Source organism: Agaricicola taiwanensis (genome assembly GCF_014635245.1).
GTDB lineage: Bacteria > Pseudomonadota > Alphaproteobacteria > Rhizobiales > Methylopilaceae > Agaricicola > Agaricicola taiwanensis.
Window position 1 is genome coordinate 974805 of sequence record NZ_BMCP01000002.1, and the last position, 26042, is coordinate 1000846.

Sequence of the window (26042 nt, forward strand, 5' to 3'; positions counted from 1 at the left end):
TGGCAGTTATTTACCGAAGGCGCGGCACGGGGTCAACATCAACTAACAGCGGAAAAACAAGTTATTTCAATGGTTTATAAAAAGGGTATTTAGATACCCCTTCGCTATGGCCTGTATCTGTTGTGATAGCGCCAAGAAACGACATTCAGAAACAAAAAAGGCGCGATCCGAAGATCGCGCCCTTGATGCAGTCACTGATCGGAAGATCAGAACTTGTAGGACACGCCGACCATGATCTTGTGGTTGTCGAGTTCGCCGTCGATGTCTGCGCCGGCAAGATCGACGAAGCCGGTGTCGATGTCGTCATAGTTGGTGTAGCGATATTCAGCGCGGACAGCGATCTGTTCGGTGACAGCAGCTTCAACGCCAGCACCAATGGTCCAACCAACGGTGGTGTCGGAGTCGGTTACAGTAACTCCGAGAACGGTGTTGGTGAGGTCGATGTCAGCGAAAGCAACACCACCGGCGACGTACACGAGGACGCGGTCGAAGGCGTAGCCGAGCCGAGCGCGGACAGCACCATCCCAGTTGAATTCGGTCGAGGAGAATGCAACGCCAGCGAGGCCGATGTCGCCATCTGCATCGTTGTAGTTGATGTCAGCTTCAAGGCCGACGACCACGTTGTTGACGAACTGATGGTTGTAACCGCCGTAGAGGCCGACATTGAAGCCGTCGACGTCATAGTCGCCTGCGAAGTCCTCAAGTCCAGCCTCGCCCCAGCCGTAGCCGACCTGGGCACCGAGGTAGAAGCCGGTCCAGTTGAAGGCAACGGGAGCTGCGGCAACGTAGGGCTGCACGGCCGGAAGGTCGGCAGCGGAAGCAGCACCGGTCATTGCGACAACGCCGAAAGCTGCGAGCGCGATAGCGCGGGTAGAAGTGAAGATAGCCATTTGCTGAAACCCCAGTCATATATTGGCGAATTCGTGTGCAACCGGCTTACGCCTCGACTCAGCCCTCCGCAACAAAATCTTGCATGGGAAAGAGACTTTGCCACACATGGCGGCAGGACTGATGTGGATTTGCAACAGAGCTTAACCTTTCATGAACCATGATTTTTATTCCGACGGCTATATTCGCGGCATCCTGAACACCGTTAAGTCGGTGGCAATTGTTGGCGCTAGCCCCAAGGAGGTTCGGCCCTCCTTCTTTGTGGTCCGCTATCTGACCGAGAAGGGATATCGGGTCCATCCGATCAATCCCGGCCATGCCGGCAAAGAGATTTTCGGGCGGCCTGTTTATGCACGACTCGCCGATGTTCCCGAGCCGATCGATATGGTCGATATCTTCCGCGCTCCTGAATATGCGCCCGGCATCGTGGAGGAGGCCCTCGCCCTGTCGCCGCGCCCCGGCGTGATCTGGATGCAGCTCGGCATTCGCAATGATGAGGCGGCAGCATTGGCCGAGGCCGCGGGGCTCAAGGTGGTGATGAACCGCTGCCCGAAGATCGAGTACGGCCGCCTGTCGAAGGAGATCAGCTGGGTCGGCGTCAATTCCCGCATGATTTCCGCCAAACGCCCGCAACGGCAGACGGGCGGTGTTCAACGGCTCTCGATAAGCCCGGCAAGAAACGATAAGTAAGCGGATCATCGATTGGCCGCGGCACGATCTTACGGCGGCGCGGATTGCAGATAGGGAGTTTTTGATGTCCGACGAGCGCCTTCCTGGTTTCTCGACCCTGGCGATTCATGCCGGTGCGCAGCCCGATCCGACGACCGGCGCGCGCGCGACGCCGATCTATCAGACGACCTCCTTCGTCTTCGATGATGTGGATCATGCCGCCGCGCTGTTCGGGCTGCAGACCTTCGGCAATATCTATTCGCGGCTCGGAAATCCCACGAACGCGGTTCTCGAAGAACGTGTGGCCGCCCTGGAAGGCGGCACCGCCGGTCTGGCCGTCGCCTCCGGTCACGCCGCCCAGTTCCTGGTCATGCACACACTGATGCAGCCGGGCGATGAATTCGTGGCGTCGCGCAAGCTCTACGGCGGCTCGATCAACCAGTTCAATCACGCCTACAAGAACTTCAACTGGAATGTGGTCTGGGCCGACCCCGACGATATCTCGAGCTTTGAGAAGGCGATCTCACCCAAGACCAAGGCCATCTTCGTCGAATCCGTCGCCAATCCTGGCGGCGTTATCCTCGACCTCGATGCCATCTCGGCCATCGCCAAGCGGGCCGGCGTGCCGTTGATCGTCGACAACACCATGGCGACGCCTTACCTGTGCCGTCCCATCGAGCATGGCGCTGATATCATCGTCCATTCGGCAACAAAGTTTCTCGGCGGCCACGGCAACTCCATCGGTGGCGTGATCGTCGACTGCGGAACGTTCAACTGGTCGCGCGATGGCCGCTATCCCATGCTGTCGGAACCCCGCCCGGAATATCAGGGCATCGTGCTGCACGAGACCTTCGGCAATTTCGCCTTCGCCATCGCCTGCCGTGTCCTCGGGCTGCGCGACTTCGGTCCAGCCCTGTCGCCGTTCAACGCCTTCATGCTGCTGACCGGGATCGAGACCCTGCCCCTGCGCATGCAACGTCACTGCGACAACGCACAGGCGGTCGCCGAATTCCTGTCGAACCATCCTCAGATCGACTGGGTGAGCTACCCGGGCCTGCCGGGCGACCGCTACCACAACCTCGCACTCAAATATGTGCCCAAAGGCGCCGGTGCGGTTTTCACCTTCGGCGTCAAGGGTGGCTATGATGCGGGCGTCAAGCTCGTCTCCGAGGTGCAGTTGTTCTCGCATCTTGCCAATATCGGCGATACCCGCTCGCTGATCATCCATCCCGCCTCGACCACCCACCGGCAGTTGAGCGACGCGCAGAAAACCATATCGGGCGCCGGTCCTGACGTGGTGCGCATCTCGGTGGGCCTTGAGGACAAGGAAGACATCATCGCGGATCTCGATCAGGCTCTCTCCGCCAACTGACGTCCACCCCGCATATCGGACCGCCTGCAACAATTGCAGGCGGTGCCTGTTTCGCTTAGCATTGCTAAGCATGCCGTTCGCCATGCTCGTCCAAAGGAGACGGTCATGAGTTCCGATATCGAGTTCGGCAAGACAGGCGGCGCCTATTCAGCTTTCCCGCCGCACCGGAAAGTGGGTTCGGTCGATCCGGCTGACGGCCAGAAATCGCAGAACTTCGATGCCCGTGACGAGACCGCGCAGCGCTTCCAGCTTGCAACGCGCCTGCGTGCTCTACGAGCAAAGCTGAAGATGAGTCGCGCGGACTTCGCCACCCAGTATCGCTTTCCGCTTGGAGCCTTGCAGCTTTGGGAAGACGCGCAGGCCCTGCCGGGCGCTGGCGAGCTGGAACAGATTCTCGCGATCGAGCAAGCCGCCAGGTAGGGCTACTACGCCGGCAAGGTCTCAGCAGCTCTTGGAGATTGGCTTGTGCGCTGACCCGCGCCCATGAAGGTGAGCGTCGCGTGGCGAACAGCGAAGATCAGCAACACGACGGCTAGGAACTGGTGGGCCAATCCAAGTGACAGCGGCACCACATGCAGCAGCGTGACGATCCCAAGGATGACCTGGGTTGCCACGATGTGCATCAGCCCCCTCGCCCGTCTGCGAATGTCCGGCGCACCCTTGCGCAACGCCAGCGCGTGCCAGACCACCGCAATGAGAACCAGGTAGGCGCCGATTCGGTGATTGAATTGAACCAGCGCCGGGTTGTCGATGAAGTTTTCCCACCACGGCTGGACGACGAACAGCAGGCTCGTGGACGGCACGATCTGTCCGTCCATCAAGGGCCAGGTGTTGAACGTCATGCCGGCTCGCGAACCAGCAACCAGGCCGCCGAGCAGCACCTGGCAGAAAATCAATATGAAGAGGCCCGTCGTCGCCCATCGCATGGCGCTTGAAGCCGGCGCGGCATCCCCAGAGAAGGCGCCAAAGCGCACCAGCGCCACCACCAGTGACGCGAGGAAAAGACATGCCAACCCAAGGTGCAGCGTGAGCTTTACGGGAGCCACCGCGGTCATGCCAGGCTCCAGCCCCGACGCCACCATGATCCATCCGACAGCACCCTGCATGCCGAGAAGCAGGCCCATGGCGAAAAGGGTCACACCCTGGCGTAGGCTGACGCGGCGCGTCGCCGCCGCCCAGACAAAGCCGCCGAGATAGACCAATCCGATCAGGCGGCCGAGCTGTCTGTGCCCCCACTCCCACCAGTAGATGAACTTGAAATCGCCCAGGGACATGCCCTGGTTCAGCAATTCATATTGCGAACTCTGCCGATATTTTTCGAATTCAGCCACCCAGTCACCCTGCGACAGAGGCGGTATGGCACCCGTCACCGGGCGCCATTCGGTGATGGAAAGACCTGAGCCGGTAAGGCGTGTTGCGCCGCCGATGGTAATCATGACAACGACCAGCGCCAATGTGATCCAGAGCCAGATGCGCAGGCCGCGCCACGGGTCAGGGATGGCAGTGGAAGAAACAGCTGTTGTCATGACGGTTGATGTCCGGTTCATGCGGACACATAAAGCGCCCCGCGGAACGCGTCCACGCGACCGCTCGCCGCTTCACGGGAGCCCTCTTCATGCCGCCTCGCCTCAGGAAACTGATCGGAATGATACTGCTGGTGACGATCGTCATCGTCTGGGCGCTGTTCTTCATGGCGCTGGCGCAGGGACGGATAAAGGATGCAGCGCGCATGTGGCAGCTGATCTACTATGTCGTCGCCGGCATGGGCTGGGTCCTGCCCGCCATGGTCGTCATCCGCTGGATGGAAAAAAAGCCGGATGATGCGGAGTAGGCTTCAGCTCCCTTTTACGGCATTGCGGAGGGCGAAGGGCAGCCCGGAGAGCAAGACGTCCAGATGGCGCTGGCTCTGGAACAGTCCATTCAACGAAACCCGCGGCAAGGAGGTCAACTGCGCCCTGTGCCGTGGACGGAGATGGTCAGGCCGCGTGGTCACGGCCGTGCGGAAACCGAGCTCCGTTGCAATGGCAAATTCGCGGGTGCCAGCAGAGGCTGGATCGCCCACGGGATAGGCAAGGTGATCGACAGAGAGGCCCAGTTCACGCTCGATGTCGGCGCGATTATCGGCGATTTCGGCGCGCGCTACATCCTCCGGCCACTTCGCCAACATGTAATGGCGCACCGTGTGCGCTCCTATGGTAATCAGCGGATCGGCGGCAAGCTCGCGCAGTTCCTGCCAACTCAGGCATACCGCCTTACAATCGCTCTCGCAGTCGTATCCGGCCTGAGCCGCCAGCATGGCGACCACAGCCCGAAGGCGCTCCTCCTCGCCTCCTCTGAGACGCCAATAAATATGGCTCCAGGCGCGGTTCTTCTCTTCAGCGGTTGCTGTCGGGATCGCCTCCTCGCCCTGCCCGAGATCGATCCGGACCAGGGCCTGGCTGGCAAGAGCCGCTTCCAGCGCCCGCCACCACATGAACCCGCGGCCTGCCGCGAAGGAAGAGACGACGAAGATCGTGGCTGGGCAGGCATGGCGCCGCAGCACCGGCAGGGCATTGTCGCGGACATCGCGATAGGCGTCGTCGAAGGTGAGCACCGCGAAAGAGCGACTTTCTCGACCCGAGATCATGCGGTCGGCGGCTTCATCCAAGGTCACGATATCGTAGCCCTTGCGGCGAAGAGTCAGAATGGCGTGCTCCAGGAACTGCGGCGTGATGGCAAGAAGCTTGTTGGGCTGGAAGGGATCAATCCTGTCGGGAAGCACATGGTGCATCGTCAGAATGATGCCCTGCCCGCGCGTGTGCCGTTCCGCCGCCTTCGCCAGTCCGCTGGCGTGCATCAGATCCAGGGCCGAAGCGATCAAACGTGTTCGCAAGGCGGAACGTCTCCTGAAGCAGCACGCGCTGCGTTTGAACCCCGGTGCTCACCGTGAGCGTCGATAAACCAGATGATTTTTCGATAATACGGCACGTTTTGTTGATGATTGCTTGATAAGGATTTTACCAGCGCGCTCGGGGGCCATGCGTGCGACGAGAATTTCCATGAGCCTTTCCGCATCCGACATCCAAACGGCAGCGACACAATTGCCTGATTCCTCTCGCCCCCCGGTAACGCCCCCCAAATCTCGTATCCTGCCTTGGCGCGACGCCGCGCCCATGTGGCGCGAAGCGGAAGCTCGCGGGCATCTCAGCCCCTATCAGACCTGGCGGTGGATCTCGGCCTGGAACGAGGAAATCGAGGAGCCACAAGGGCGCAACCCGATTGTTCTGCTGATTGAGAGCGAGACGGGCGATCGCCTGCTGCTGCCGCTGACCCTGAAAAAGATCGGCCCGGCCCGCGCTGCTGTCGTGGTCGGTGAAGACCACGCCAACTTCAAGTTTCCGATCCTTTCCGGCCCGGCGACGGAGTGGCGGCCCGACGTGCTGCGAAGCACCATCGTCTCAACTCTCCGCAAGGCCGGGATTGACCTTCTGATCCTGGACAACATGCCCATGGAGTGGGAAGGCGTCCCCAATCCGCTCGCACCCATGCTGACCCACCAAGGGCCCACTCTCGGCTTCAAGACGGCCCTCCACACGAAGCTCGACGATTACCTGGCGGAACGGCTAAGCCACAGCCATCTTAAAAAACATCGGCAGAAAGAACGGGGGCTCGGCCGCCTCGCGCCCCTGAACTTCTTTCGGGCCTCGACCATGGCCGAGGTCACCAAGATCCTCGATGCCTTCTTCCAGCTGAAGGCCGACCGCTTTGCGGAGCTCGGCATTCCCGACGTGTTTCGCGACGAGGGCACGAAGGCCTTCATGCGTCGCTGTGCGACGGAGCACCTGACAACGGGGTCGCCCGCGCTCGTCCTCTATGCCTTGACCAGCGGTGATCGCGTCGTTGCCATCTACGGCGGCTGCGAGCACGGGCCCCGCTTTTCCGGCTCCGTCAACGCCATGGCCCTCGACAGCCAGACCCGCCGATACAGCCCCGGAGATATCCTGCTCCTTCGCCTGATCGGGGATTGTGGAGAGCGCGGCTTTCAAACCTTTGACCTTGGGCTCGGCGAAGCCTCTTACAAGATGCAGTACTGTCCGGAGATCCAGCAGGTCTACGACGGTGTGATCGCGAATACCGGGCTTGGCTCCATCGTCTCCTGGCTATGGCACGGATGGCGCGACCTGAAGTTCAGGCTCAAACAACGGCCCGCCCTGCTCGCCAGGCTGCAGCACATTCGCCGGCTGCTGGTCCGCTAATCCTGTCGCCGCGCTCGCTCTCAGGCCGCTGACCGTCGGCTGGCGACACTCTCCGGCTGCATCAGCAGCACCACGACATCATCTATGCCGACATTGTTCAGCCGGCTGTGCAGTGTCACGGTTGCAGGATCGGTGGCCTGCCCTGTCGCGACCAAAATGGCGGCGTTGCACTGCTCAGCGAACGACTGCTCGTCCTCCTGCTCCGATACAGATGCGAGAAGGACGACAAAATCATAAGTAAAGCCAATGGCATCAGTCACGATGCTCATGCGGGACCTAAACTTATCACCGAGAGTTGCCTGACCGGCGGGAATGATATGCACGCCACTATCGCGATCGCGATGGATCGCTTGGGTGAAGGAGGCCGCTCCCGTCAGAAGGTCGCTGAGACCAGCGACTTCATTGTCAATCATGGCGCCTGCCAAGCTCACGCTGTTCGCGCCGGCATCAACGACGATAGCCTTGCGGTCGTGCATGGTGAGAGATCGGCACAATTCCAAAGCGATCCGGCCGGCATCAACGTCCGGAAGGGCCGTGGTCACCAGGATCCTCTGGGCGGTCTCCCCTCGATCGACAGCGGCCAGATGCTGGGCGATGTCCCTGATGATTTTGGCGTCAGCGGCTTCGATCGTGCCGGGATCGGCATCGAACGTCCCGCTGCGGTGAGCGAGTGACCCATAGACCGGAACGGCGCCGGAAACCTCCGGCACGTTGCGCGAGTTTGATATGGCCACCTCGCTGTCGTCGGCACGAAGCAGTTCTCCAGCGATGACGATACCGACGCCCAGAAACAGGGTTCCCAGCACCGCGATCAGGACCATCGGAACGACTTTGGGGAAGTACGGTTCCAGCGGGGCCGCAGCGCGCGAGATCACGCGGGCATCAGGCGGAAGATTGGTCATCCCCTCGCGAGCATCGGCGGCACGATAGCGCCCGAGGAACTGCTCCAGAAGTTCACGTTGAACCCGCGCCTCGCGCTCAAGGGCGCGCAACTGGACCTCCTGCTCGTTGGAACTCGACACGGTTTCCTTTTGAGCATTGATGCGCGCCGTCAGCGCCGTCACCTGAGCTTCCGCGAGCTTCGACTCATTTTCAAAAGCACGCGCGATCCGCTCCGCCTCAACCCGGATCTGAGATTCGAAGTTCTCGATCTGCGCGTTTAATTCCTTGATACGCGGGTGGCCCGGAAGAAGGGTGCGCAGTTCGCCCGCCAGTTGAGCCTGGAGGTTGACACGCTGCTCCAGCAAGCGGCGGATCAGCTCGGTATTGGCGATGTCAAGCGACTCGATGGGGCGCCCCGATTTCAGCACCTGGCGGATGAGGTTGCCCTTGGCCTCAGCCTCGCCCTGCGCCGCACGAGCCGCAACCAGTTGAGTGTTAATTTCACCAAGTTCCTGCGTGTTCAACGTGGAATTATTGGGAACGGCGAACAGGCCCGCCTCGGAGCGGAACTGCTCGACCCTTTCTTCTGCGTCAACCACACGGGCGCGCAGCCCCTCGATCTCGTTCTGCAGCCATTCGGACGCCTGACGGGTGCTGGACTGCCGGACCGATTGCTGGAGTTCGATGTATTTGTCGGCGACAGCATTGGCGACTTCGGCCGCGAGTTCCGGATCGGCCGAAGTGAATTCGATCCCGATCACTTTCGAGCCCTGAACGGCATAAACCACAAGCCGCTTGTAATAAGCGTCAAGTACACGCTCCTCCGACGAAAGCCTCGACGGATCGCTGACAAGCCCGAAGAGACCGAGAAGGCGACTGAAGGCGGAGCCACTGTTTCCAACAGGATCGAACTCAGCCCGATTGGAAAGATCAAGCGAGCGAACGACATCGCGCGCCAAATCCCGTGACAGAATCACCTGCACCTGGCTGCTGATGGCCCGCTCGTCGTATTCCGCACGCTGCTCCGGCGCATTTTCCGGCCGGGTGAAGAAGTTGTCGGAATGGTCGACCAGAACCCGCGATTCCGCCTTGTAGAGCGGCGTGACCGAAGAGGCCCAAAGATAGACGATGCCGCCAATGATGATTGCCGCGGCAAGAAGACGGGCCCAGCGCCTCAACAACGCCGCCAGCAATCGATTGATATCGATCGCGCCGGCTGGTGTTGCCTCGGCGATATAGCCGCTCGCGGGAGAATCACGGAAGGACATTGGAGCCTCAACGAATTACTGAGGCGAAAGTGCTCCTCACATGGTTTCGACGAGGTTAATGAGTCGAAACGGGCAAAGCCGCTCACAAAGACTTTATTAACCATGCGACGATAACGGTGAGGTCCGTTTATCCATGGATGCTGCTACGTCTCATGTTTCGGATAACCAGCCTTCTCCTTGCCGCTGTTCTTGCCGGATGCGCCGCGCCGCAGGCATCCCTCGAGCTGGACACATCCGACGCGCCCTACACCATCGATTCCGGCGACCGGTTGCGCGTGACGGTGTTTGGCCAGGCAAATCTCACGGCCAACTATACCGTCGACCCGGCCGGCAACATCGCCATGCCGCTCATCGGTGCTGTGCCCGCCCGTGGATCTACCGGCGCCCATCTTGAAAAAGCGATCGAAACCCGCCTTCGCAACGGTTTCATCCGGGAACCTGATGTCTCGGTCGAAATCGAAACCTATCGGCCCTTCTTCATTCTGGGGGAGGTGACACGGGCTGGCCAATATCCTTACGTCGCCGGTTTGACGGCTGAAACAGCGGTTGCGATCGCGGGCGGCTTCACCCCGCGCGCCGTGAAAAGTTCCGTGATCGTTACCCGGCGCCTCGGCGGCGAAGAGGTGCGAGGCACCGTGCCGATCACGACGCCCATCCGGCCAGGTGACAGCATCACCGTGCGGGAACGCTGGTTCTGATCCATGCCACCCCGGTCGATCCTGCATGTCCTTCGGGCGCCGCGTGGCGGGGTACTGCGGCATGTGGATGATCTGGCGCGAGCCCAGACCTCCCTGGGGCACAGGGTCGGTCTCGTCTGCGACCTCGACACTGGAAATCAGCGGGACAGCGAGCGGCTTGACGCGCTGGCAAAGGATCTCACATTGGGTGTGACCCGCATATCCATGGACCGGCGCGTCGGGCTTGGCGATCTGAAAGCCATGATCGAGGTGGCCCGTGTCCTGCGCCGGATCAAACCCGATGTGGTGCACGGGCACGGCGCAAAGGGGGGCGTTTACGCTCGCCTGGGCGCCTCGCTGGCGGATCGGCGCGGTCGTCGGGTGAAACGTTTCTACACCGCGCATGGCGGCAGTCTTCACTATGATCCCTCAAGCCTGGCCGGGCGGTTCTACTTCACCGTGGAGCGCCTTCTGGAACGGGCAACCGACGGCATCGTCTTTGTCAGCCGGTTTGAAGAGGACACCTACAACAACAAGGTCGGAATGCCGCGTTGCGCGGTGCGTCAGGTCTATAACGGACTGCACCAAGACGACTTCATTCCTTGCGACCTCTCAGTGACAGCCGCGGATGTGCTGTTCCTCGGAGAACTCCGGCAACTCAAAGGCGTCGACGTGCTGATCGACGCCCTCGCCGTCCTGAACAAGGAGCGCGTGGTAACCGCGGCCATCGTTGGTGGCGGGCCGGATCGGGATGCCTTCGTCGAGCGCATCGCAACCCGCGGACTTGAAGACCGGATCACAGTTCATGCTCCCATGCCGGCACTCGACGCCTTTCGGCTCGGGCGGATCATGGCGGTGCCCTCGCGAGCGGAGGCCCTCCCCTACGTCGTGCTGGAGGCGGTCGCCGCCGCCAAGCCAGTGGTTGCCAGCAAGGTCGGCGGCATCCCGGAAATCCTTCCCGAGAACAATCTTGTTCTCCCGTCCGACGTCAACGCACTCGCTGCCGCGTTAGGATCCAAGATTGACGGCGGCGCCAGCACTCTCGCGGCCGCCAAAGACCTCTCCGACGCCATTCGCGACCGGTTTTCCGTGGCTGCCATGGCGACGGGGATCACCTCGTTCTATGACGAGGCCCGAACGCATGGGTTCGATACATAAAATGCGAATGAGCTTTTTACTCCTGAGTTCCCAATGCATTCCGCAGAATAGACCGGTTTTTCGACGATCGGATTAAGCCTTCTGTGAGCATTTTCTCCTAAGGGTCGACCCGGGGCCAAAACCGACCCGGTGAGGATACGCTTTAGATGTTCGGCCTTTCTACCCGCGACGCATTGCCGATGGATGCGGGACCGACACCCGCAGACGCCGGACCGCCTGCGATAGAGATTTCTCCTCTGCCCGGCACACCGGCAACGAAGACCACTTCTCCGGTGGTTCTAGCCGGCGTCGTCCGCCTTGCCGAAGCTGCCCTGATCGTTACCACCGGCCTTATCGGGCTCTTGCCAAATCTCCTGGTGGGCGAGAGTTGGCTGAAGATGGCCGTCCCGCCGATCGTCGCCCTGGTCTACGTATTGCTGGGCGAGGCCGCTCACCTGTTTTCCGTTCCCCTCTTCCGCCAGCGGGGCGTTCAGCTTCTGCGTGTCATGGCGGTCGTTGCCATGGTCTGCGGGTTGCTTATCGCATCCTTCGCCATGGGGTCGGTGCTCACGGTCGAAAACATCGGCTGGCTGGAACGCTGGCTGGCCATCCTGGCTGTGGTGCTGGTCCTCTTCCGCCTTTCCACCCACCACCTCGTCAAGGCCTGGAGCTCCGCCGGCCGCCTCGCACGCCGGACAGCCATCGTCGGCGGCGGTGAGGCGGGCGAGAAGCTGATCCGGGAACTTGAGGCACGTGCGGTGGGTGATGTCACCATCTGCGGTGTGTTCGACGACCGCAGCGACATCCGCTCTCCCGACAGCGTCGCGGGGCATGCCAAGCTCGGCACCGTGGAGGATCTCGTCACCTTCGCGCGGCGGACAAAGCTTGATCTCGTGATCTTCACCCTGCCGATCACGGCGGAGGGCCGGATCCTCCAGATGCTGAAGAAGCTCTGGGTCCTGCCGGTGGACATCCGGCTGTCCGCTCACACCAACAAGCTTCAGTTCCGGCCGCGCTCCTACTCCTATCTCGGCTCGGTTCCCGTGCTGGATGTGCTGGACCGTCCGATCGCCGACTGGGACATCGTGCAGAAATGGCTGTTCGACCGGATCGTCGGCGGTCTGGCGCTTCTCGCCCTTTCTCCGATCTTCCTGGTGACGGCCATCGCCATCAAGCTCACCTCGAACGGACCGGTGTTGTTCCGGCAACGGCGGTACGGCTTCAACAACGAGCTGATCGAGGTCTTCAAGTTCCGTTCGATGTACATCGATCAGTGCGATGCAACGGCGTCCAAGCTCGTGACCAAGGATGATCCGCGCGTGACGCCCGTGGGCCGCTTCATCCGCAAAACCTCCATCGACGAGCTGCCGCAGCTCTTCAACGTGGTGTTCAAAGGCAACCTCTCACTGGTCGGGCCGCGCCCCCACGCGATCCACGCCAAGGCCGTCGACCGGCTCTACAATGACGTGGTCGACGGCTATTTCGCCCGCCATAAGGTCAAGCCCGGCATCACCGGCTGGGCCCAGATCAACGGCTGGCGCGGCGAGACCGACACGGAAGAGAAGATCCAGCAACGCGTTGCCCATGATCTCTACTATATCGAGAACTGGTCGGTGTTCTTCGATCTCAAGATCCTGGCGATGACGCCGCTCTCACTCGTCTCGACAGAGAATGCCTATTGAGCCGGATCGACCTGAGCACCCTTCCATCCGGCGCGGCCGTCCCCTTACGGATTTCGCTGGAGCGGCTGGCCTGCTTCACGCTCGGTCTGCTGGCCTTCAGCGGCTTCTATGTCATGGTGGAGCCGTCGCCTTATGAGTTCATGATGATCCCGGCTCTGCTCGTCTTCGTGCTGGCAGGCCTGAGGTTCCATCAGGCACACATCCCCCTTCTCATCCTTTTGACGCTGTTCAACATCGGCGGCGCTATCGCCCTTCTCGAGGTCTTCGGGGAAGAGAAGACGCTGACTTACGTCATCGTCTCCATCTTCATGGGTGTGAACGCCATCTTTTTCGCGGCCTGCCTCGCCGATCGGACGCTGGAACGTTTCACCTATCTGCGGGCAGGCTACATCCTGGCGGCGGTCGCCTCCTCCCTGATGGCCATCGTCGGCTATTTCGACGTTGCCGGCCTGGCGGATGCTTTCACGCTCTATGGACGCGCCAAGGGCTCTTTCAAGGATCCCAACGTTTTTGGCCCCTTCCTCATTCTGCCCGCGCTTCTTTTGCTGCAGGATATCCTGCTCGGCAAATCACTGACGAAGGCGTGGAGAGTGATACCGCTCGGCATCATCCTGATCGGCCTGTTCCTGACCTTTTCGCGCGGCGCCTGGGCCCACTTCGTCGCCTCCACCGTGCTGATGATCTTCTTTCTAATGGTGACACTGCCCTCGCCGATACTGCGGCTGCGCATCCTGCTGCTGTCAGCCGTGGGGGCCGTCGTCTGCGTGGTTGCGCTTTCGGCACTTCTCACCGTTCCGGCCGTTGGCGAATTGTTCGAGACGCGGGCAAAGCTCGGGCAGCAATATGACCTGGAAGAAGGTGGGCGGTTCGACAATCAGGCGACCAGCATTCCGATCCTTCTGGAAAAACCGGCGGGGCTCGGCCCCTATGCCTTCGGCATCCGCTTTGGCGGCGATCCGCACAATGTCTATCTGAACGCCTTTGCCGCCTATGGTTGGCTGGGTGGCTTTTCCTATGCCACCCTCATCGTCATCACCTGGATCAGCGGGCTCAGGCAGCTCTTCAAGCCCAGCCCTTTCCAGCGGCCGTTCTGCGCCACCATGGCGACCTTCATGGTGATGACGGTGCTCGGCTTCATCATTGATACCGACCACTGGCGCCACTTCTTCATGCTGCTCGGTATCAACTGGGGCTTCATTGCCGCCGTTTTGATGCACGAACGCCGGGCGAAAGGCGTCAGCCGGGGAGCCGTCGTGCCAGCAGGCGCCATGCGATACCGAGGATGACGAGATAGGCGGACGCCGCGGCAGCCCCCCGCAGCCCAAGCGGCAGCAGACCCGGAAATACGGGAAGAAGATCGGGAAGCCCCGCCACCATCGGCCTCAGACCCCACAGAACCGCTGCCATGGCGACGGCCGCGGCCACGGCGATGCAGGTGAAGGCGATCAGCCTGCGATCGGGAACGATGTGCCCGCGCACCATCAGGATGACGAAGAGCACCAGCAGATTGATCCAGGCTCCGACGGAGGTTGCGAGCGCCAGACCCGCGTGGGCCATGCTGCCGACCAGCAGGATCTTGAGACCTACGTTGACGGCAGTCGCGATCCCAAGCGCGAGCACTGGCGTCAGTGTATCCCGGCGCGCATAGAAGGACGCGGTGACCGGGCGCAGCATCAGGACCGCGATGAGGCCCACGGCATAGGCGGCAAGAGCGGCAGCGGAGCCCTCGACGGCACGGGCGTCGAAGGCGCCGCGGCCGAACATCACCGCTATGACCGCCGTGGCCTCCAGAGCGAAGACAATGACGAAGGGCAACCCCAGGATGATGCTGCCCTCGATGGCGCGGTTGAAGCTTCTGTTGGCTCCCGTGTGGTCGCCGGAGGCGAGACGGCGGGCAAGGTCCGGCAGGAGGACCGTGCCGATGGCGATGCCGATGATGGCCACGGGAAGCTGATAGAGCCTGTCGGCGTAATAGAGGAAGGACACCGATCCTGACGGCAGGAAGGAGGCAATGATGGTGTCGGCGAACATGGCGATCTGCGTGCCTGCCGAACCAAGCGTTGCCGGAAGGAAGCCCTTCAGGAAATCGCGTGTCTCCGGCTCGACCGATGGCTTGCGCAGGCCAAGACCGATGTTGGCTCGCCTCAGATCCCACAGCACGAAGGCAAGCTCGGCAAAGCCTGCCGCCAGCACACCCCAGGCGAGCGCATAGGCCGCGTCGGGAAACCAGGGGGCCAGCAGGAGTGCGCCGATCAGGCAGATGTTGAGAAGGATGGGCGCGGCGGCAGCGGCGGCAAAACGCTCATGGGCGTTGAGCATGCCGGAGATGAGCGTGACGATGGAGATCAGCACCAGATAGGGAAAGGTGATGCGCGTCAGTTCCACCGTCTGGGCGAACTGTCCGGCGTCATCGGTGAAACCCGGCGCCAGAAGGCCGACCAGCCAAGGCATGGCGGCGAAGGCTGTCACCAGCAGGATCGCATGGACCAGCAGCGTCCATCCCAGAATACCGCTCGCAAAGCGTTTCGCCGCTTCGGGGCCGGAGGCGGCCAGCGTTCCGGCATAGCGCGGCACGAAGGCGGCATTGAAGGCGCCTTCCGCGAAAATGGCCCGGAAATGGTTGGGCAGACGGAAGGCCACCATGAAGGCATCGCCCAGAGGCCCTGCTCCGAGAACCGCGGCCATAAGCACATCGCGGGCAAAACCGAAGACGCGCGAGACGAGGGTCAGCCCGCCGACCGAAGCCACTTTTCTCCACATCGGCGATTCGTCCTCCGGATCCTTCACCGGACGCGGTTTAACTTGTTCACGGAAGAGATGCCACGGATGCGTTGCGCGGAGCGAAATCTGCTTCTATAAGGGCGCCCAAGTCGGAGCGTGGCGCAGCCCGGTTAGCGCACTAGTCTGGGGGACTAGGGGTCGTGGGTTCAAATCCCGCCGCTCCGACCATTCAACTTCTCGATGTTGCTAGAATTAACAACCGGCTAGCACGAGCGTGGGGAAGTCCAGGTCCGTGGCCGCGGCGGTCACTTTTCCTGCGAATGAACCACCGAATTGATCTGGCGCAGAGCCGATCTCAAATTCTGAACTACTATGGTTCCGTATCAGACATGCAACCGATGGTGACCGTGATGTTGCGGATCGCATGTGTCTTGCTCATGTTTCTTTCATCGACCGCCCTCGGTCATTCCGAGGGATCAAGCGCATTCACCGGATGCACTGGCCAGAGTGTCTCGCAGGTCGTCAACATGACTCCCCTTGTTGTGGCGCAAGCAGACGTGATGCACTGCGCCCACAACTGCGATGTGCGGCGGGAATCCTGCGCCAACAGCTGCATTTCCCAGCATGGAATGGGAAGCAACGCGGCTGCCAGTTGCAGAAATAGCTGCACGCAGAGCCATAGTTCGTGTGTGGCCGGCTGTCGGAAATAGCCAGGCTGCCAAGGCAGCATTCCGCAGCTCGGCGGTAATAGCCGCCGGAAAAGCGATACCAGTCCTTCGCTTGCCCCATCTCTGTTGCATGTCCTTCCCACCGATGAAGCGATGCGCGTTGATACGCTCGCCGCTGTACGTACAGAGGCTGCCTTGACCGAAGGGCACACATCGATCCTGCTTTCCCATGATCATGCGCGTCAGGGCTCGCGTTGATGCGCGTTCCGCCCTGTGGTGCCTTTGCCTCAATGCCACAGAGCCTGACAGGCTGCTGTCCGGCACGAAGGTGTCTCCACACAGCCCTCCTCACGCATGGAGCCGGGCCCTCGCACTTCCGCATAACCTTCACGGCGGCAGAAGGTTGTTTGACTTCAAAGTTGCTTTGCCGATAGCTTTTGAATCTCTGCCGACTGTGCACAGTACGACATGGATCGAACTGCTCCGCCGGCGCACCAGAGTCCCTCCGCTGCAACAGAGTGCAAGGAGATGATGCGCATCGGCCGCAAACAAGAAACTTCGAAGTGCTGCTCAATGTAGGGAGGAACGAATGCGCATTATCAGCTATGCCGCAGCCGCCATATTGGCACTAACTGCCACCGCCGCATCAGCACAATTTCCGGAAAAGGTCGTCACCGTTGTCGTCGGCTACACACCGGGCGGCTCGAACGACAAGGTCGGGCGTCACATCGCAGATGGGCTCAAGGACACATGGGGGCAGCCGGTCATCGTCGAGAACCGTCCGGGTGCAGGCGGCGCCATCGGTGCTGCCCATGTGTCGCAAGCCGCTCCCGACGGGCACACCCTGATGGTGGGTCCGGTGACCATCACGATGATTGAATCGGTTCAAGCAAACCTGCCCTATGATCTGGACGCGGATTTCACTCCGGTTGCCATGCTCGGACAAGTTCCGATGGTTCTCGCAGTCGGCCCATCGGTTCCGGCGAAATCAGTCAAGGAATTCCTGGAAATCGCCCGCTCCAAAACGCTTCATTCCGGCACCACGGGTGTAGGCGCAATCGATCATTTTGCATCCGTGCTGCTCATGGAATCTGCCGGCATCAAGCTGGAGACCGTCAACTACAAGGGCGGAACTGACGCGATGATCGATCTTATCGGCGGTCACGTCGACATGTACTTCGGAAGCCTCACACAGCTCATGCAGCAGATCCGCGCCGGCAAGCTGACCGCGATAGCCGTAACGGGTGACAAGCGCTCGGACGCCCTGCCGGACACACCGACCTTCGCCGAGGCTGGCCTCCAGGGAATGGACGTGCAGCAGTGGTGGGCGATATTTGCTCCCAAGAAGACGCCCGACGCCGTGATCGAAAAGATCAACGCAGACATCAACGCCATACTGGAGAGCGACGGCACGAAAGCGTTCTTTGCGCAGGATGGTGCCTACCCCGATCCCATGGAGGTCCAAGAACTCAAGGACTTCGTAAAGAGCGAATCGGAGAAATGGCAGAAGATTGCCAAACAGGCCAACATGGCTGTCCAGTAGACACCCCAGCAGAACCGCGCACACCAATCGGGGGGCGCCGGAGAATGCCACGCATCTGCAGCTCCCTCGCTGCCTCTCCAGACTTATAATTCACAACAAAAGGTGTTGGGATGGCCATGGCAAGCGCTGATCTTTGCGCTCTAGGCGTGACTGAACTGGGACGGCTCTATAGGAGCCGTGAGGCGTCACCCGTGGAGGTTACACGGGCGACGCTTGAACGGATCGAGCGTTTGAACCCCGAGTTGAACGCTTATGTGAGTGTATTGGCAGAATCTGCCATGGCTGCTGCCCAAGCCGCCGAGACACAACTGCGCGCAGAGATCGACCTCGGACCGATGCACGGGATTCCGGTGTCCGTTAAAGACATCATCCGGGTGAAAGGGAGCCGAACCGGCGCGGCGTCGAAAATCCTGAACAATGCGCCGCTTGACGATGAGGATTCGACTGCCGTTCGGCGGCTTCGTGCGGCGGGTGCAATCGTCCTGGGGAAGGTTAATCTGCACGAGTTTGCGCTTGGTGACCCCGACCCAGGCGGTTCGTTCGGATTTGTGCAGAACCCACGAAAGATGGGTTACCAGAGCGGCTCCTCGTCGAGCGGCTCTGGATCCGCGACAGCGGCTGGTCTGGGGGTTGTTTCGCTGGGCACCGATACGGGGGGATCCATACGCCACCCCGCGTCGGTGTGCGGGGTGGTTGGGCTCAAGCCGACGTATGGCCTTGTGCCGGTACGAGGCGTCATCCCTCTCAGCCCGGGGCTGGACCACGTGGGACCGCTGGGGCGCTCCGTTGCCGATGTTGCCGCCAGTTTGGCAACCATCGCAGGTTGGGACGCGGAGGATCCCTATTCTCTGCGTGAGCATGCGGATGACTACATGTCAGCTCTCCGCACTGACGTCCGCGGTCTGCGGCTTGGTCTCCCGACAAACGAGGTGTTCCGGTTCGGCTTCAGGGAGGCGCTTGATCTCATCGACAATGCTCGAGACATTCTCATTGAAAGCGGCTTGCAGCCGGTCGAATTCGCGTTGGAACGGGTCACAGAAGTCGTTGATGCAGTTCGCCAAGTGCTGCTTCCCACACAGCTATGGCCCTACCACGAGCAATTTGCCGATCAGGAAGCGGACTACGGGGCCGGCTTCAGGGAACGGGCACTGGCTGGCAAACAGATCTCCGCGCCTGAGTACCTCCGGGCGAAGGGAATTCAAGCGGCAGCAAGGCGAGAATGGCAGCTGTTGTTCGACCGAATGGACGTCGTCCTCCTGCCGGCGAATCTCGGAGGAACCATCCCGCATGGATCCGCCACAATCGAAGTCGACGGCAGGTCGCTCCCCTTGCGCGCGATCACGGCACCTTTCAATCCGATTTCGAACGCAACCGGATTTCCCTCTCTCGTGGTTCCTGTGGGAATGACACGTGAGGGCCTCCCCATTGCAATTCAGTTGGTGGGACCGCCTCTGAGCGAAAGACGGCTGCTTGCAGTGGGACACTGGCTGGAGCAAGCGTTAGGTGATCCCGTTGCCAAATGGGGCATCGACTTGAGGCGCTGAAGCTTGGTTCCCGCGCCGCCAAAATGAGGTGCTCTCGCCTCCTTAGCCGTCGAGAGCACCTCGTCATCCGTGGAACTGACGCATTCACCGCAATGGCGTTCATCACACCGCTTATTCCGTGAGGAGCCGCTCCGAGCGCGCGTCCAACAGTTCCTGATCAATCTTGCCTTGGCGGATCCGGCTCGGAAGACCCATGCGGTCCAACAGCTGGAGGAAAGGCAGTGGGGGCAGCTCCTCCACGTGCGTCATCTCTCCGACGTCCCAATCTCCTCGGGCTATGAGCATGGCTGCCGCGGCTGCCGGAACACCTGCCGTGTAAGAGATGCCTTGACTGCCGACGTCCTCGAAGGCTTCGCGGTGATCGGCCAGATTGTAAATGAACACCTCGCACTCACGGCCGTCTTTCACTCCCTTGATGAGGTCGCCGATACAGGTCAGTCCCGTATAGCTGGGTGCAAGGGATGACGGATCGGGCAGCACTGCCTTCACGACCTTCAGCGGAACCACCTCGACGCCTTCCGCTGTCTTGATCGGCTGCTCCGACAGCAATCCGAGGTTCTTCAGAACCGTGAACACGTTGATGTAGTGGTCACCAAATCCCATCCAGAAGCGGACGTTTGGCACTTTGAGGATCTGTGACAGGGAATGTACCTCGTCATGACCTGTGAGGTACGCTTTCTGCCTGCCCACGACAGGCAGGTCCCATTCCCGGCCGACCTCGAACATCTTGTTGGACACCCACCTTCGGTCTTGCCAGGACCAGACTTGCCCGGTGAACTCGCGGAAGTTGATCTCCGGATCAAAATTGGTGGCGAAGTATCTGCCGTGGCATCCTGCGTTGATATCGATGATATCGATTGAATCGACCCGATCGAAATATTCGTCAAACGCGAGCCTGGCATAGGCATTCACGACCCCGGGATCAAACCCCGCGCCCAGTATCGCGGTGACCTTGCGCTGCCTGCACTCCTCGCGCCGCTTCCATTCATAGTTCGCGTACCACGGAGGCGTCTCGCAGATCTTGAGCGGGTCCTCGTGGATCGCGGTGTCGATGTACGCCGCGCCCGTGGCGATGCAGGCCGATAGCACCGACATGTTCAGGAATGCCGATCCGACATTGATCACGATCCGCGCACCCGTCCTCTCTATCAGCGCCTTTGTGGCTTCAAGATCGGTTGCGTCGAGCGCATGCGCCTGAAGTTTTCCAGCGGTCTTCAGAGCTGTCTTCCGAACAACGGAGGCGACGATGGCCTCGCACTTACCCAGAGTGCGCGAAGCGACATGAATGTCGCCAAGGACGTCGTTGTTCTGCGCGCACTTATGCGCGACCACGTTTGCGACGCCGCCAGCGCCAATGATGAGGACGTGCTTCTTCATTTCGGGGGAGGTTCTCCTTCTTTTTGGGCTGTCAGCGAGACCTTAGGAAAGGCTCGCTTCGTAGTCCGCGTAATCGAACTCGCGGACCGTCCGCACCGAGCCGTCGAGCTCGCGGATCGCGATGGCGGGCATCCGCACGCCGTTGAACCAGTTCTTCTTCACCATGGTGTATCCCGCAGCATCCTGGATCGAGATGCGGTCGCCCACCTCCAGCGGGCGGTCGAAGCGGAAGGTGCCGAACACGTCGCCCGCCAGGCACGACTTCCCGCAGACCATGTACTCGTGCGGACCAGTGCCGGGGGCCACGGAGGCTTGCTCGCGGTAAATGAGGAGGTCCAGCATGTGGGCCTCGGTCGAGGCATCCACGACCGCCAGATTCCTCTCGTTGAACATCGTGTCGAGGACGCTGACCTCAAGCGTTGCAGCACCCGTGACCGCGGCCTCGCCCGGCTCGAGGTAAACCTGCACGCCGAAGCGGTCGGAGAAGGCCCGGAGGCGTTCGGCCAGCGCGTCGAGCGGATAACCGTCGGCCGTGAAGTGAATGCCGCCGCCCAGGCTTACCCAGTCGACGTAATGGAGGAGTTCGCCGAACCGGGTTTCGATCGCGCCCAGCATGTCCGAGAACAACCTGAAATCCGCATTTTCGCAGTTGTTGTGGATCATGAAACCGTCGATCCGATCCAGTACCGCTTCAACCCTGCCGACATCTCGTTCGCCGAGGCGGCTGAACGGCCGAACGGGATCGGCTAGGTCAAAGCTGGAAGAGCTGATCTCCGGATTGAGCCTAAGGCCGCAGGAGATGCCTCCTGCGCGAGCGCCGAAGCGGCTCAGTTGGCTGATCGAATTGAAGATGATCTTGTCGGCATGCGTCACTGCCTCATCGATTTCGTCGTCGGCCCAAGCGACGCTGTAGCCGTGGGTCTCGCCGCCGAACCGTGTCTTCCCAAGCCGGACTTCGTTGAGCGACGACGACGTGGTGCCGTCCATGTAGGGGCGGATGAAATCGAACAGTGACCATGTGGCGAAGCATTTGAGAGCCAGCAGCGCCTTCGCACCCGATCTCTCGCGCAGGAACGCGATCTTTTGGAGGTTGCGGGCCAGTTTCGACTTATCGATGAGGTAATACGGCGTCTGCATCAGCTTTCCTTGCTTGGGCGCGTGAGACTGCGAGGCACGCTCGCTTCAGGGTTCCGGGATCGAACATGAGAGAGCCTCCCGACGGGGATCACGGATGCTTAACGGCTCTTCTCCGGTCCTCTCGAGCCCGGTTAGGGTCCGCCTCTCACACAGCTTCAGCCAGGCGTGCGCTTCGGCCGGATCCTTGCTCGACCGCAATCGATCCCGCAGTTCAGACTGGCGCAGCAGTCGGCAGAAATGAGTAAGGGCGGAAAGAGAGCCAGCCATGCTGGACTTCGGCCAGATCAAGACCAGCAGGAGATCTACCGGAACCAGATCCGGAGCTTCATAGCTCACAGGCCGCTCCAAGGTCGCCAGTATTGCCGCAGGAGCCGACAGCCTCTCAAGACGTCCGTGCGGCACTGCTACGCCACGTCCGATGCCTGTGGGTCCCAGCGCCTCGCGCGCGATCAGTGCTGCCAGTATCTCCTCTTGGCTTTTGCCAGTCCTCTCTTCGAGGTGGCCAGAAATCCGTGATAGCGCCGACCGAATTCCTTTGGCCGGTATTCTCAACAAGATGTCGTCCTTGTGCAGGAACTGAAGGATGTCCATCGTCTGCTCCGGGGATCGTGCAATTCGATCGGCAACTCCGTTGAGGAGGGCTCCGTCGGCTGTCGCGGGTGGAAGAAAACAAGGCGCAGGGGCCTAGCCCCGCGCGAGGCCGGATCGGGATCACGTCCCGATCAGACGCTTGATTCGGGGCGACTTTCCTTGGCAGCCGTTCCGGACCGACCAATCGACGAGTGCCCTCCGCGCAACGTTGATCCGTCAGGAGAGCGTCCCGAAGATTTCACGATCTGTTGGAGAACAAGGCGAACCTGCTGCACCGAAATACTCATGACCGCGGCTCCCGCGCGCCATTCCCGGTTTGGAGATGGGGACGCTGGCTCGACACCCATGCCGAACCTAAAGGAAGTGTTTGGGATTCAGCGCACCACAGGCACCGAATGGCGGCAGCCGGCAGCGTCCGATTGCAGGAAAGGCAAATGCGCCTTGTACGGGGAGTTCTCATTCTTACGCTCCATCGATACGGCAACTCACGCGCCGCAGAAAATGAACCGCGATGTTCTGAACTGTCCCGGAGCAGGTATTACGTGCGGATTTCAGGATTCAGGTGCCCGCCCCGGGAAAAGTCCCGACCTTTTCCGGCAAGCCTCGAAGTCCTGATAAAAGTTTCCAGACACATGGTTCGCAACCTACCTGAATAAAGTTACACATTCAAGTTCAGTCGGCCCCATGGCGATGTGGCGCGCAGCTTCCTCGCAGCTGAGGCCGTTTATCTTTTTGTTCAGGGAGGTTTCGTGCCCACGCATTGTTGCGGGCGTGGGCACGGAAGAACTAGTCGTTGCCGTCCTTAACGGTGGCGCCTGGCGCGTTCTTCTTGATTGATTCGATGGCGTTAACTGCGGAAGCCTTCGCCTTGTAGGATTCGGAACTGAACATTACTTCGCCGTTTGATGCGCGGAACCGAAAACGGAAACCGCCTGTCTTGTCTTTGAAGAGTTCGAACGAATACATATAGCCTCCATCCATGAGTGGAGCCGGCGCAACGCTGTTGCCGGCTGCACCGGCGGCCCCCGCCGTGCCCGACGGCACGCGATTCGCAGGCTGCCATGCCGCTTTTCGAAGGCCAACCGAGTCTTATCGAAAATCAGAGAATGTGGTTGAGGAAAGAGTGGAGATCTCTCGATCCGACGAGCCTGGACCTGAAAGGCGTCGGCATCTTTACGTTGCCCTTATGCTCTTCCGCCGGATTCTCTATCGAGCCCTTATGCCTTGATGACTAGCTTGCCGTGACGCCCTCTTTGGAGCCGTCACTATGCTTGATGCTGTCTATCTTCTGACTGGCTGCGCGGCTTTCGCGCTCTTCAGTCTCTACGCCCATCTCGCCACGCGAGCCTGATCCCATGATGCTGGACCTCATCCTTGGCGGCGCTGTGGCGCTGGCGCTCGGCGTCTATCTCGTGGCCTTGCTTTTGAAGCGTAAGTCCTTCTGAGGCGTCCTCAACGATACCTAATACCTGCGGGTCTACATCGGCCAGTTGCGTGCCAAGCTGGAGGATGATCCGGCAAACCCGAGGCTCCTCTTGACCGAACCCGGCATCGGCTACCGCGTTTGCAGCGATTAGACGGCCTTTCGCCAAGGCGGAGGGCTATTCCCCAGCCGGCTTTTCCGCTCGCTCGAGCGTCTTCCATACGCCGTTGGCGGTGGCCACCACGCGCGAGCCCACCATGAGGTCTGCCCGCATGAACAGAAGCGATCGCGTCTTGCGGACAAGCTGGGCGTGCGCCTCAACAAAATCACCGATCCGCACCGCATCCACAAAGTGCACATCGAGCTGGACCGTCGCCTGAGGCCGATTCTGGTTCTGCTGGCGCGCTGTCATTCCCATGGCGCGATCGGCGAAGGTCATGATCATGCCGCCTTGTACGACGCCACGCAGGTTCTTGTGCTTGGCCTCGGCGAGAAAGGCATAACGGATCAGCTCATTCTCATCCCGCTTTTGCCACACCGGGCCGACCAGAGCGATAAAGCCGTCGTCGGCGACCATTTCCCAGCCCGAGGCCGCAGGATCAATCGTGGCGCCTTCCACCCCCGACAAGCCGTCATCCTTCTCTATCGCTCTGCTCACATCAGCATCCTTCGCCGTCAAGAAACATCGTGCCCATCGAGATATACCCGCGAGCTCCCGCTATTCGCGGAATACCACGTCGCGTACCGAATTGATCGAGGGCAATGCAACTACCACGAGGGCAATGGCAGCAATCATCAGGAGCCCCGCGGAAATCGGTCTTGTGATGAAAACCGTCGGGTCCCCTTCCGAGAGCAGCATGGCCCGCCGCAGATATTCCTCGACCATCGGGCCTATGACGAAGCCCAGGAGGAACGGCGCCGGTTCGAAATCCAGCTTAGCCAGGAGATAGCCCGCGGCGCCGAAGACCGCCATTGTGGTGACATTGGCGACATTGTTCTCGGCGCTGTAGACGCCGATGCAACAGACCATCACGATGATGGGGAACAAGAGATGATAGGGCACCGTCACCAGCCGGACCCACATGCCGATCAGCGGCAGGTTGAGCAAAACCAGCATGAAATTGCCGATCCACATGGAGGCGATCAGCCCCCAGAAGAGATCGGGCTGGCTGGTGATGATGTCGGGGCCCGGCGTGATGCCTTGAATGATCATGGCACCGATCATCAGCGCCATGACAGGGTTGGAGGGAATGCCAAGCGTCAGCATGGGAATGAACGAGGTCTGCGCCCCCGCGTTGTTGGCGCTCTCCGGTCCCGCGACGCCTTCGACTGCGCCGCGGCCGAACTCTTCCGGATGTTTCGAGAGCTTCTTCTCCATGGAGTAGGAGGCAAAGGAGGACAGAAGCGCTCCACCTCCCGGCAGGATGCCCAGAAGCGAGCCCAGCACCGTGCCCCGCAGCACCGGTTTGATGCTGCGGCGAACTTCCTCGCGTGAGGGAGCAAGACTGCTGAACGTTCCCACCTTCATCGGCGGACGGCTCTCGTCTTCCAGATTGCGGATGATCTCGCCGAGCCCGAAGATCCCCATGGCGACCGCGACGAACTCATAGCCGTCGATCAGGCTGGCGCTGCCAAAGGTCAGACGCGGCATGCCGGAATAGATGTCCTGTCCGGTCAGGCCGAGCAGCAGCCCCAGGACCACCATGGCCAGCGCCTTCAGAACCGATCCGGAGGCCAATGTCACCGAGGCAATCAATCCGACCACCATCAGCGAGAAATATTCCGCTGGTCCAAAGGTAAGCGCGATCTCGGCCAGAGGCGGCGCGAAGAGCGCGAGGAGGAAGGTCGCGACGGTGCCGGCGAAGAACGAGCCCAGAGCGGCGATGGCGAGCGCCGCTCCTGCTCTGCCCCTGCGGGCCATCTGATATCCGTCGAGCGCCGTCACCACGGAGGAGGATTCACCCGGGACATTGATCAGGATGGCGGTGGTCGAACCGCCGTACTGCGCGCCATAGTATATGCCGGCGAGCATGATCAACGCCGGAATGGGCGGCAGCGCGAAAGTCAGCGGCAGAAGCAGGGCGATCGTTGCGACCGGCCCGAGCCCCGGCAGAACGCCGATCATGGTGCCAAGCAATGCACCGACGAAACAGTAGATCAGGTTCTGAAACGACAGGGCGGTTGCAAAGCCAAGTTCGATGCCTGTGAAGATCTCCACTGCGCGCCTC

General features: G+C 60.9%; 22 protein-coding genes, 1 tRNA gene and 1 pseudogene. 13 read left to right on the plus strand and 11 right to left on the minus strand.

All coding sequences use genetic code 11. The features are described 5' to 3' along the window. Window positions 1–206: 206 nt before the first annotated feature. Window positions 207–890, minus strand: a complete 684-nt coding sequence (locus tag IEV58_RS11980) for an outer membrane protein (RefSeq protein ID WP_188409948.1) — start codon at window positions 888–890, stop codon at window positions 207–209. Between the two features lie 151 nt (window positions 891–1041). Here IEV58_RS11980 and IEV58_RS11985 point away from each other — a divergent pair, with 151 nt between their 5' ends. The 3 genes from IEV58_RS11985 to IEV58_RS11995 all read left to right on the plus strand — a co-directional run bounded on the left by IEV58_RS11985 (window position 1042) and on the right by IEV58_RS11995 (window position 3349). Further along, the gene (locus IEV58_RS11985; RefSeq protein WP_188409949.1) at window positions 1042–1578 is read left to right on the plus strand and encodes a CoA-binding protein; all 537 of its coding nucleotides are present in this window, start codon (window positions 1042–1044) and stop codon (window positions 1576–1578) included. Window positions 1579–1642: 64 nt separating this feature from the next. After that, entirely contained in the window at window positions 1643–2929 is a 1287-nt protein-coding gene (locus tag IEV58_RS11990; RefSeq protein WP_188409950.1) for an O-acetylhomoserine aminocarboxypropyltransferase, read from the plus strand. A gap of 105 nt (window positions 2930–3034) precedes the next feature. After that, entirely contained in the window at window positions 3035–3349 is a 315-nt protein-coding gene (locus tag IEV58_RS11995; protein ID WP_188409951.1) for a helix-turn-helix domain-containing protein, read from the plus strand. Between the two features lie 5 nt (window positions 3350–3354). Here IEV58_RS11995 and IEV58_RS12000 read toward each other — a convergent pair whose 3' ends face one another. Continuing rightward, on the minus strand, window positions 3355–4455 hold the full coding sequence (locus tag IEV58_RS12000; RefSeq protein WP_188409952.1) for a COX15/CtaA family protein: 1101 nt from the start codon (window positions 4453–4455) through the stop codon (window positions 3355–3357). Window positions 4456–4544: 89 nt separating this feature from the next. Between IEV58_RS12000 and IEV58_RS12005 the strand changes: the two genes are divergently transcribed. After that, a complete protein-coding gene (locus IEV58_RS12005) occupies window positions 4545–4760 on the plus strand; it encodes a DUF2842 domain-containing protein (protein ID WP_188409953.1) in 216 nt (71 codons plus the stop codon). A gap of 3 nt (window positions 4761–4763) precedes the next feature. Here IEV58_RS12005 and IEV58_RS12010 read toward each other — a convergent pair whose 3' ends face one another. Further along, window positions 4764–5801, minus strand: a complete 1038-nt coding sequence (locus tag IEV58_RS12010) for a polysaccharide deacetylase family protein (protein ID WP_188409954.1) — start codon at window positions 5799–5801, stop codon at window positions 4764–4766. A gap of 166 nt (window positions 5802–5967) precedes the next feature. Between IEV58_RS12010 and IEV58_RS12015 the strand changes: the two genes are divergently transcribed. Then, the gene (locus IEV58_RS12015) at window positions 5968–7164 is read left to right on the plus strand and encodes a GNAT family N-acetyltransferase (protein ID WP_188409955.1); all 1197 of its coding nucleotides are present in this window, start codon (window positions 5968–5970) and stop codon (window positions 7162–7164) included. Between the two features lie 20 nt (window positions 7165–7184). Here IEV58_RS12015 and IEV58_RS12020 read toward each other — a convergent pair whose 3' ends face one another. Then, entirely contained in the window at window positions 7185–9314 is a 2130-nt protein-coding gene (locus IEV58_RS12020) for a GumC family protein (protein ID WP_188409956.1), read from the minus strand. A 152-nt stretch (window positions 9315–9466) separates the two neighbouring features. Here IEV58_RS12020 and IEV58_RS12025 point away from each other — a divergent pair, with 152 nt between their 5' ends. From IEV58_RS12025 to IEV58_RS12040, 4 genes are all read left to right on the plus strand, one after another. Beyond that, window positions 9467–10012: a polysaccharide biosynthesis/export family protein gene (locus tag IEV58_RS12025; RefSeq protein ID WP_188409957.1), complete on the plus strand. Its 546-nt coding sequence runs from the start codon at window positions 9467–9469 to the stop codon at window positions 10010–10012. Between the two features lie 3 nt (window positions 10013–10015). Beyond that, window positions 10016–11149 (plus strand): glycosyltransferase, encoded by a 1134-nt coding sequence (locus tag IEV58_RS12030; RefSeq protein ID WP_188409958.1) that lies wholly within the window; start codon window positions 10016–10018, stop codon window positions 11147–11149. Between the two features lie 146 nt (window positions 11150–11295). After that, the gene (locus IEV58_RS12035; RefSeq protein ID WP_229729386.1) at window positions 11296–12810 is read left to right on the plus strand and encodes an undecaprenyl-phosphate glucose phosphotransferase; all 1515 of its coding nucleotides are present in this window, start codon (window positions 11296–11298) and stop codon (window positions 12808–12810) included. Continuing rightward, window positions 12807–14096: an O-antigen ligase family protein gene (locus IEV58_RS12040; RefSeq protein WP_188409959.1), complete on the plus strand. Its 1290-nt coding sequence runs from the start codon at window positions 12807–12809 to the stop codon at window positions 14094–14096. Before IEV58_RS12035 ends, IEV58_RS12040 begins: the two co-directional genes overlap by 4 nt. On the opposite strand, the gene murJ is transcribed toward IEV58_RS12040, so the two are convergent. Beyond that, a complete protein-coding gene (murJ, locus tag IEV58_RS12045) occupies window positions 14047–15570 on the minus strand; it encodes a murein biosynthesis integral membrane protein MurJ (RefSeq protein ID WP_188409960.1) in 1524 nt (507 codons plus the stop codon). The two genes, IEV58_RS12040 and murJ, sit on opposite strands and share 50 nt — an antisense overlap. Window positions 15571–15681: 111 nt before the next feature. Here murJ and IEV58_RS12050 point away from each other — a divergent pair. The 3 genes from IEV58_RS12050 (at window position 15682) to IEV58_RS12060 (ending at window position 19286) form a co-directional block, all read left to right on the plus strand. Continuing rightward, window positions 15682–15759 (plus strand) — tRNA-Pro (locus IEV58_RS12050). A gap of 1029 nt (window positions 15760–16788) precedes the next feature. Further along, window positions 16789–17742 carry a Bug family tripartite tricarboxylate transporter substrate binding protein gene (locus IEV58_RS12055; protein ID WP_188409961.1) on the plus strand — a complete coding sequence of 318 codons (954 nt, stop codon included), beginning with the start codon at window positions 16789–16791 and terminating at the stop codon, window positions 17740–17742. Window positions 17743–17933: 191 nt separating this feature from the next. Then, window positions 17934–19286 carry an amidase gene (locus tag IEV58_RS12060; protein WP_188409962.1) on the plus strand — a complete coding sequence of 451 codons (1353 nt, stop codon included), beginning with the start codon at window positions 17934–17936 and terminating at the stop codon, window positions 19284–19286. 111 nt (window positions 19287–19397) lie between these two features. On the opposite strand, the gene IEV58_RS12065 is transcribed toward IEV58_RS12060, so the two are convergent. The 4 genes from IEV58_RS12065 to IEV58_RS12080 form a co-directional block, all read right to left on the minus strand. Next, window positions 19398–20663 (minus strand): saccharopine dehydrogenase family protein, encoded by a 1266-nt coding sequence (locus IEV58_RS12065; RefSeq protein WP_188409963.1) that lies wholly within the window; start codon window positions 20661–20663, stop codon window positions 19398–19400. 42 nt (window positions 20664–20705) lie between these two features. Next, complete coding sequence (locus IEV58_RS12070; protein ID WP_229729387.1) at window positions 20706–21800, minus strand: carboxynorspermidine decarboxylase; 1095 nt, start codon at window positions 21798–21800, stop codon at window positions 20706–20708. A 45-nt stretch (window positions 21801–21845) separates the two neighbouring features. Further along, on the minus strand, window positions 21846–22391 hold the full coding sequence (locus tag IEV58_RS12075) for a PTS sugar transporter subunit IIA (RefSeq protein ID WP_188409964.1): 546 nt from the start codon (window positions 22389–22391) through the stop codon (window positions 21846–21848). A 786-nt stretch (window positions 22392–23177) separates the two neighbouring features. After that, window positions 23178–23357 (minus strand): YegP family protein, encoded by a 180-nt coding sequence (locus IEV58_RS12080; RefSeq protein WP_188409965.1) that lies wholly within the window; start codon window positions 23355–23357, stop codon window positions 23178–23180. A 500-nt stretch (window positions 23358–23857) separates the two neighbouring features. On the opposite strand from IEV58_RS12080, the pseudogene IEV58_RS12090 reads away from it, so the two are divergent. Beyond that, a pseudogene (locus IEV58_RS12090) lies at window positions 23858–23968 on the plus strand (winged helix-turn-helix domain-containing protein); the annotation flags it as partial. A gap of 24 nt (window positions 23969–23992) precedes the next feature. On the opposite strand, the gene IEV58_RS12095 reads toward IEV58_RS12090, so the two are convergent. Together IEV58_RS12095 and IEV58_RS12100 are read right to left on the minus strand one after the other, a co-directional pair. Further along, a complete protein-coding gene (locus IEV58_RS12095) occupies window positions 23993–24472 on the minus strand; it encodes a PaaI family thioesterase (RefSeq protein WP_229729388.1) in 480 nt (159 codons plus the stop codon). A 60-nt stretch (window positions 24473–24532) separates the two neighbouring features. Next, on the minus strand, window positions 24533–26032 hold the full coding sequence (locus IEV58_RS12100; protein WP_188409967.1) for a tripartite tricarboxylate transporter permease: 1500 nt from the start codon (window positions 26030–26032) through the stop codon (window positions 24533–24535). Between the last annotated feature and the right edge of the window lie 10 nt (window positions 26033–26042).

Excerpts from the sequence above, each read along its gene's own strand:
- IEV58_RS12000 (WP_188409952.1), bottom strand. The coding sequence starts at position 4,455 with ATGACAACAGCTGTTTCTTCCACTGCCATCCCTGACCCGTGGCGCGGC.
- IEV58_RS12005 (WP_188409953.1), top strand. The coding sequence starts at position 4,545 with ATGCCGCCTCGCCTCAGGAAACTGATCGGAATGATACTGCTGGTGACG.
- IEV58_RS12030 (WP_188409958.1), top strand. The coding sequence starts at position 10,016 with ATGCCACCCCGGTCGATCCTGCATGTCCTTCGGGCGCCGCGTGGCGGG.
- IEV58_RS12020 (WP_188409956.1), bottom strand. The coding sequence starts at position 9,314 with ATGTCCTTCCGTGATTCTCCCGCGAGCGGCTATATCGCCGAGGCAACA.
- IEV58_RS11990 (WP_188409950.1), top strand. The coding sequence starts at position 1,643 with ATGTCCGACGAGCGCCTTCCTGGTTTCTCGACCCTGGCGATTCATGCC.
- IEV58_RS12025 (WP_188409957.1), top strand. The coding sequence starts at position 9,467 with ATGTTTCGGATAACCAGCCTTCTCCTTGCCGCTGTTCTTGCCGGATGC.
- IEV58_RS12035 (WP_229729386.1), top strand. The coding sequence starts at position 11,296 with ATGTTCGGCCTTTCTACCCGCGACGCATTGCCGATGGATGCGGGACCG.
- IEV58_RS12070 (WP_229729387.1), bottom strand. The coding sequence starts at position 21,800 with ATGCAGACGCCGTATTACCTCATCGATAAGTCGAAACTGGCCCGCAAC.
- IEV58_RS11980 (WP_188409948.1), bottom strand. The coding sequence starts at position 890 with ATGGCTATCTTCACTTCTACCCGCGCTATCGCGCTCGCAGCTTTCGGC.
- IEV58_RS12080 (WP_188409965.1), bottom strand. The coding sequence starts at position 23,357 with ATGTATTCGTTCGAACTCTTCAAAGACAAGACAGGCGGTTTCCGTTTT.
- IEV58_RS12055 (WP_188409961.1), top strand. The coding sequence starts at position 16,789 with ATGCGCATTATCAGCTATGCCGCAGCCGCCATATTGGCACTAACTGCC.
- murJ (WP_188409960.1), bottom strand. The coding sequence starts at position 15,570 with ATGTGGAGAAAAGTGGCTTCGGTCGGCGGGCTGACCCTCGTCTCGCGC.
- IEV58_RS11985 (WP_188409949.1), top strand. The coding sequence starts at position 1,042 with ATGAACCATGATTTTTATTCCGACGGCTATATTCGCGGCATCCTGAAC.
- IEV58_RS12075 (WP_188409964.1), bottom strand. The coding sequence starts at position 22,391 with ATGGACATCCTTCAGTTCCTGCACAAGGACGACATCTTGTTGAGAATA.
- IEV58_RS12065 (WP_188409963.1), bottom strand. The coding sequence starts at position 20,663 with ATGAAGAAGCACGTCCTCATCATTGGCGCTGGCGGCGTCGCAAACGTG.
- IEV58_RS12015 (WP_188409955.1), top strand. The coding sequence starts at position 5,968 with ATGAGCCTTTCCGCATCCGACATCCAAACGGCAGCGACACAATTGCCT.
- IEV58_RS11995 (WP_188409951.1), top strand. The coding sequence starts at position 3,035 with ATGAGTTCCGATATCGAGTTCGGCAAGACAGGCGGCGCCTATTCAGCT.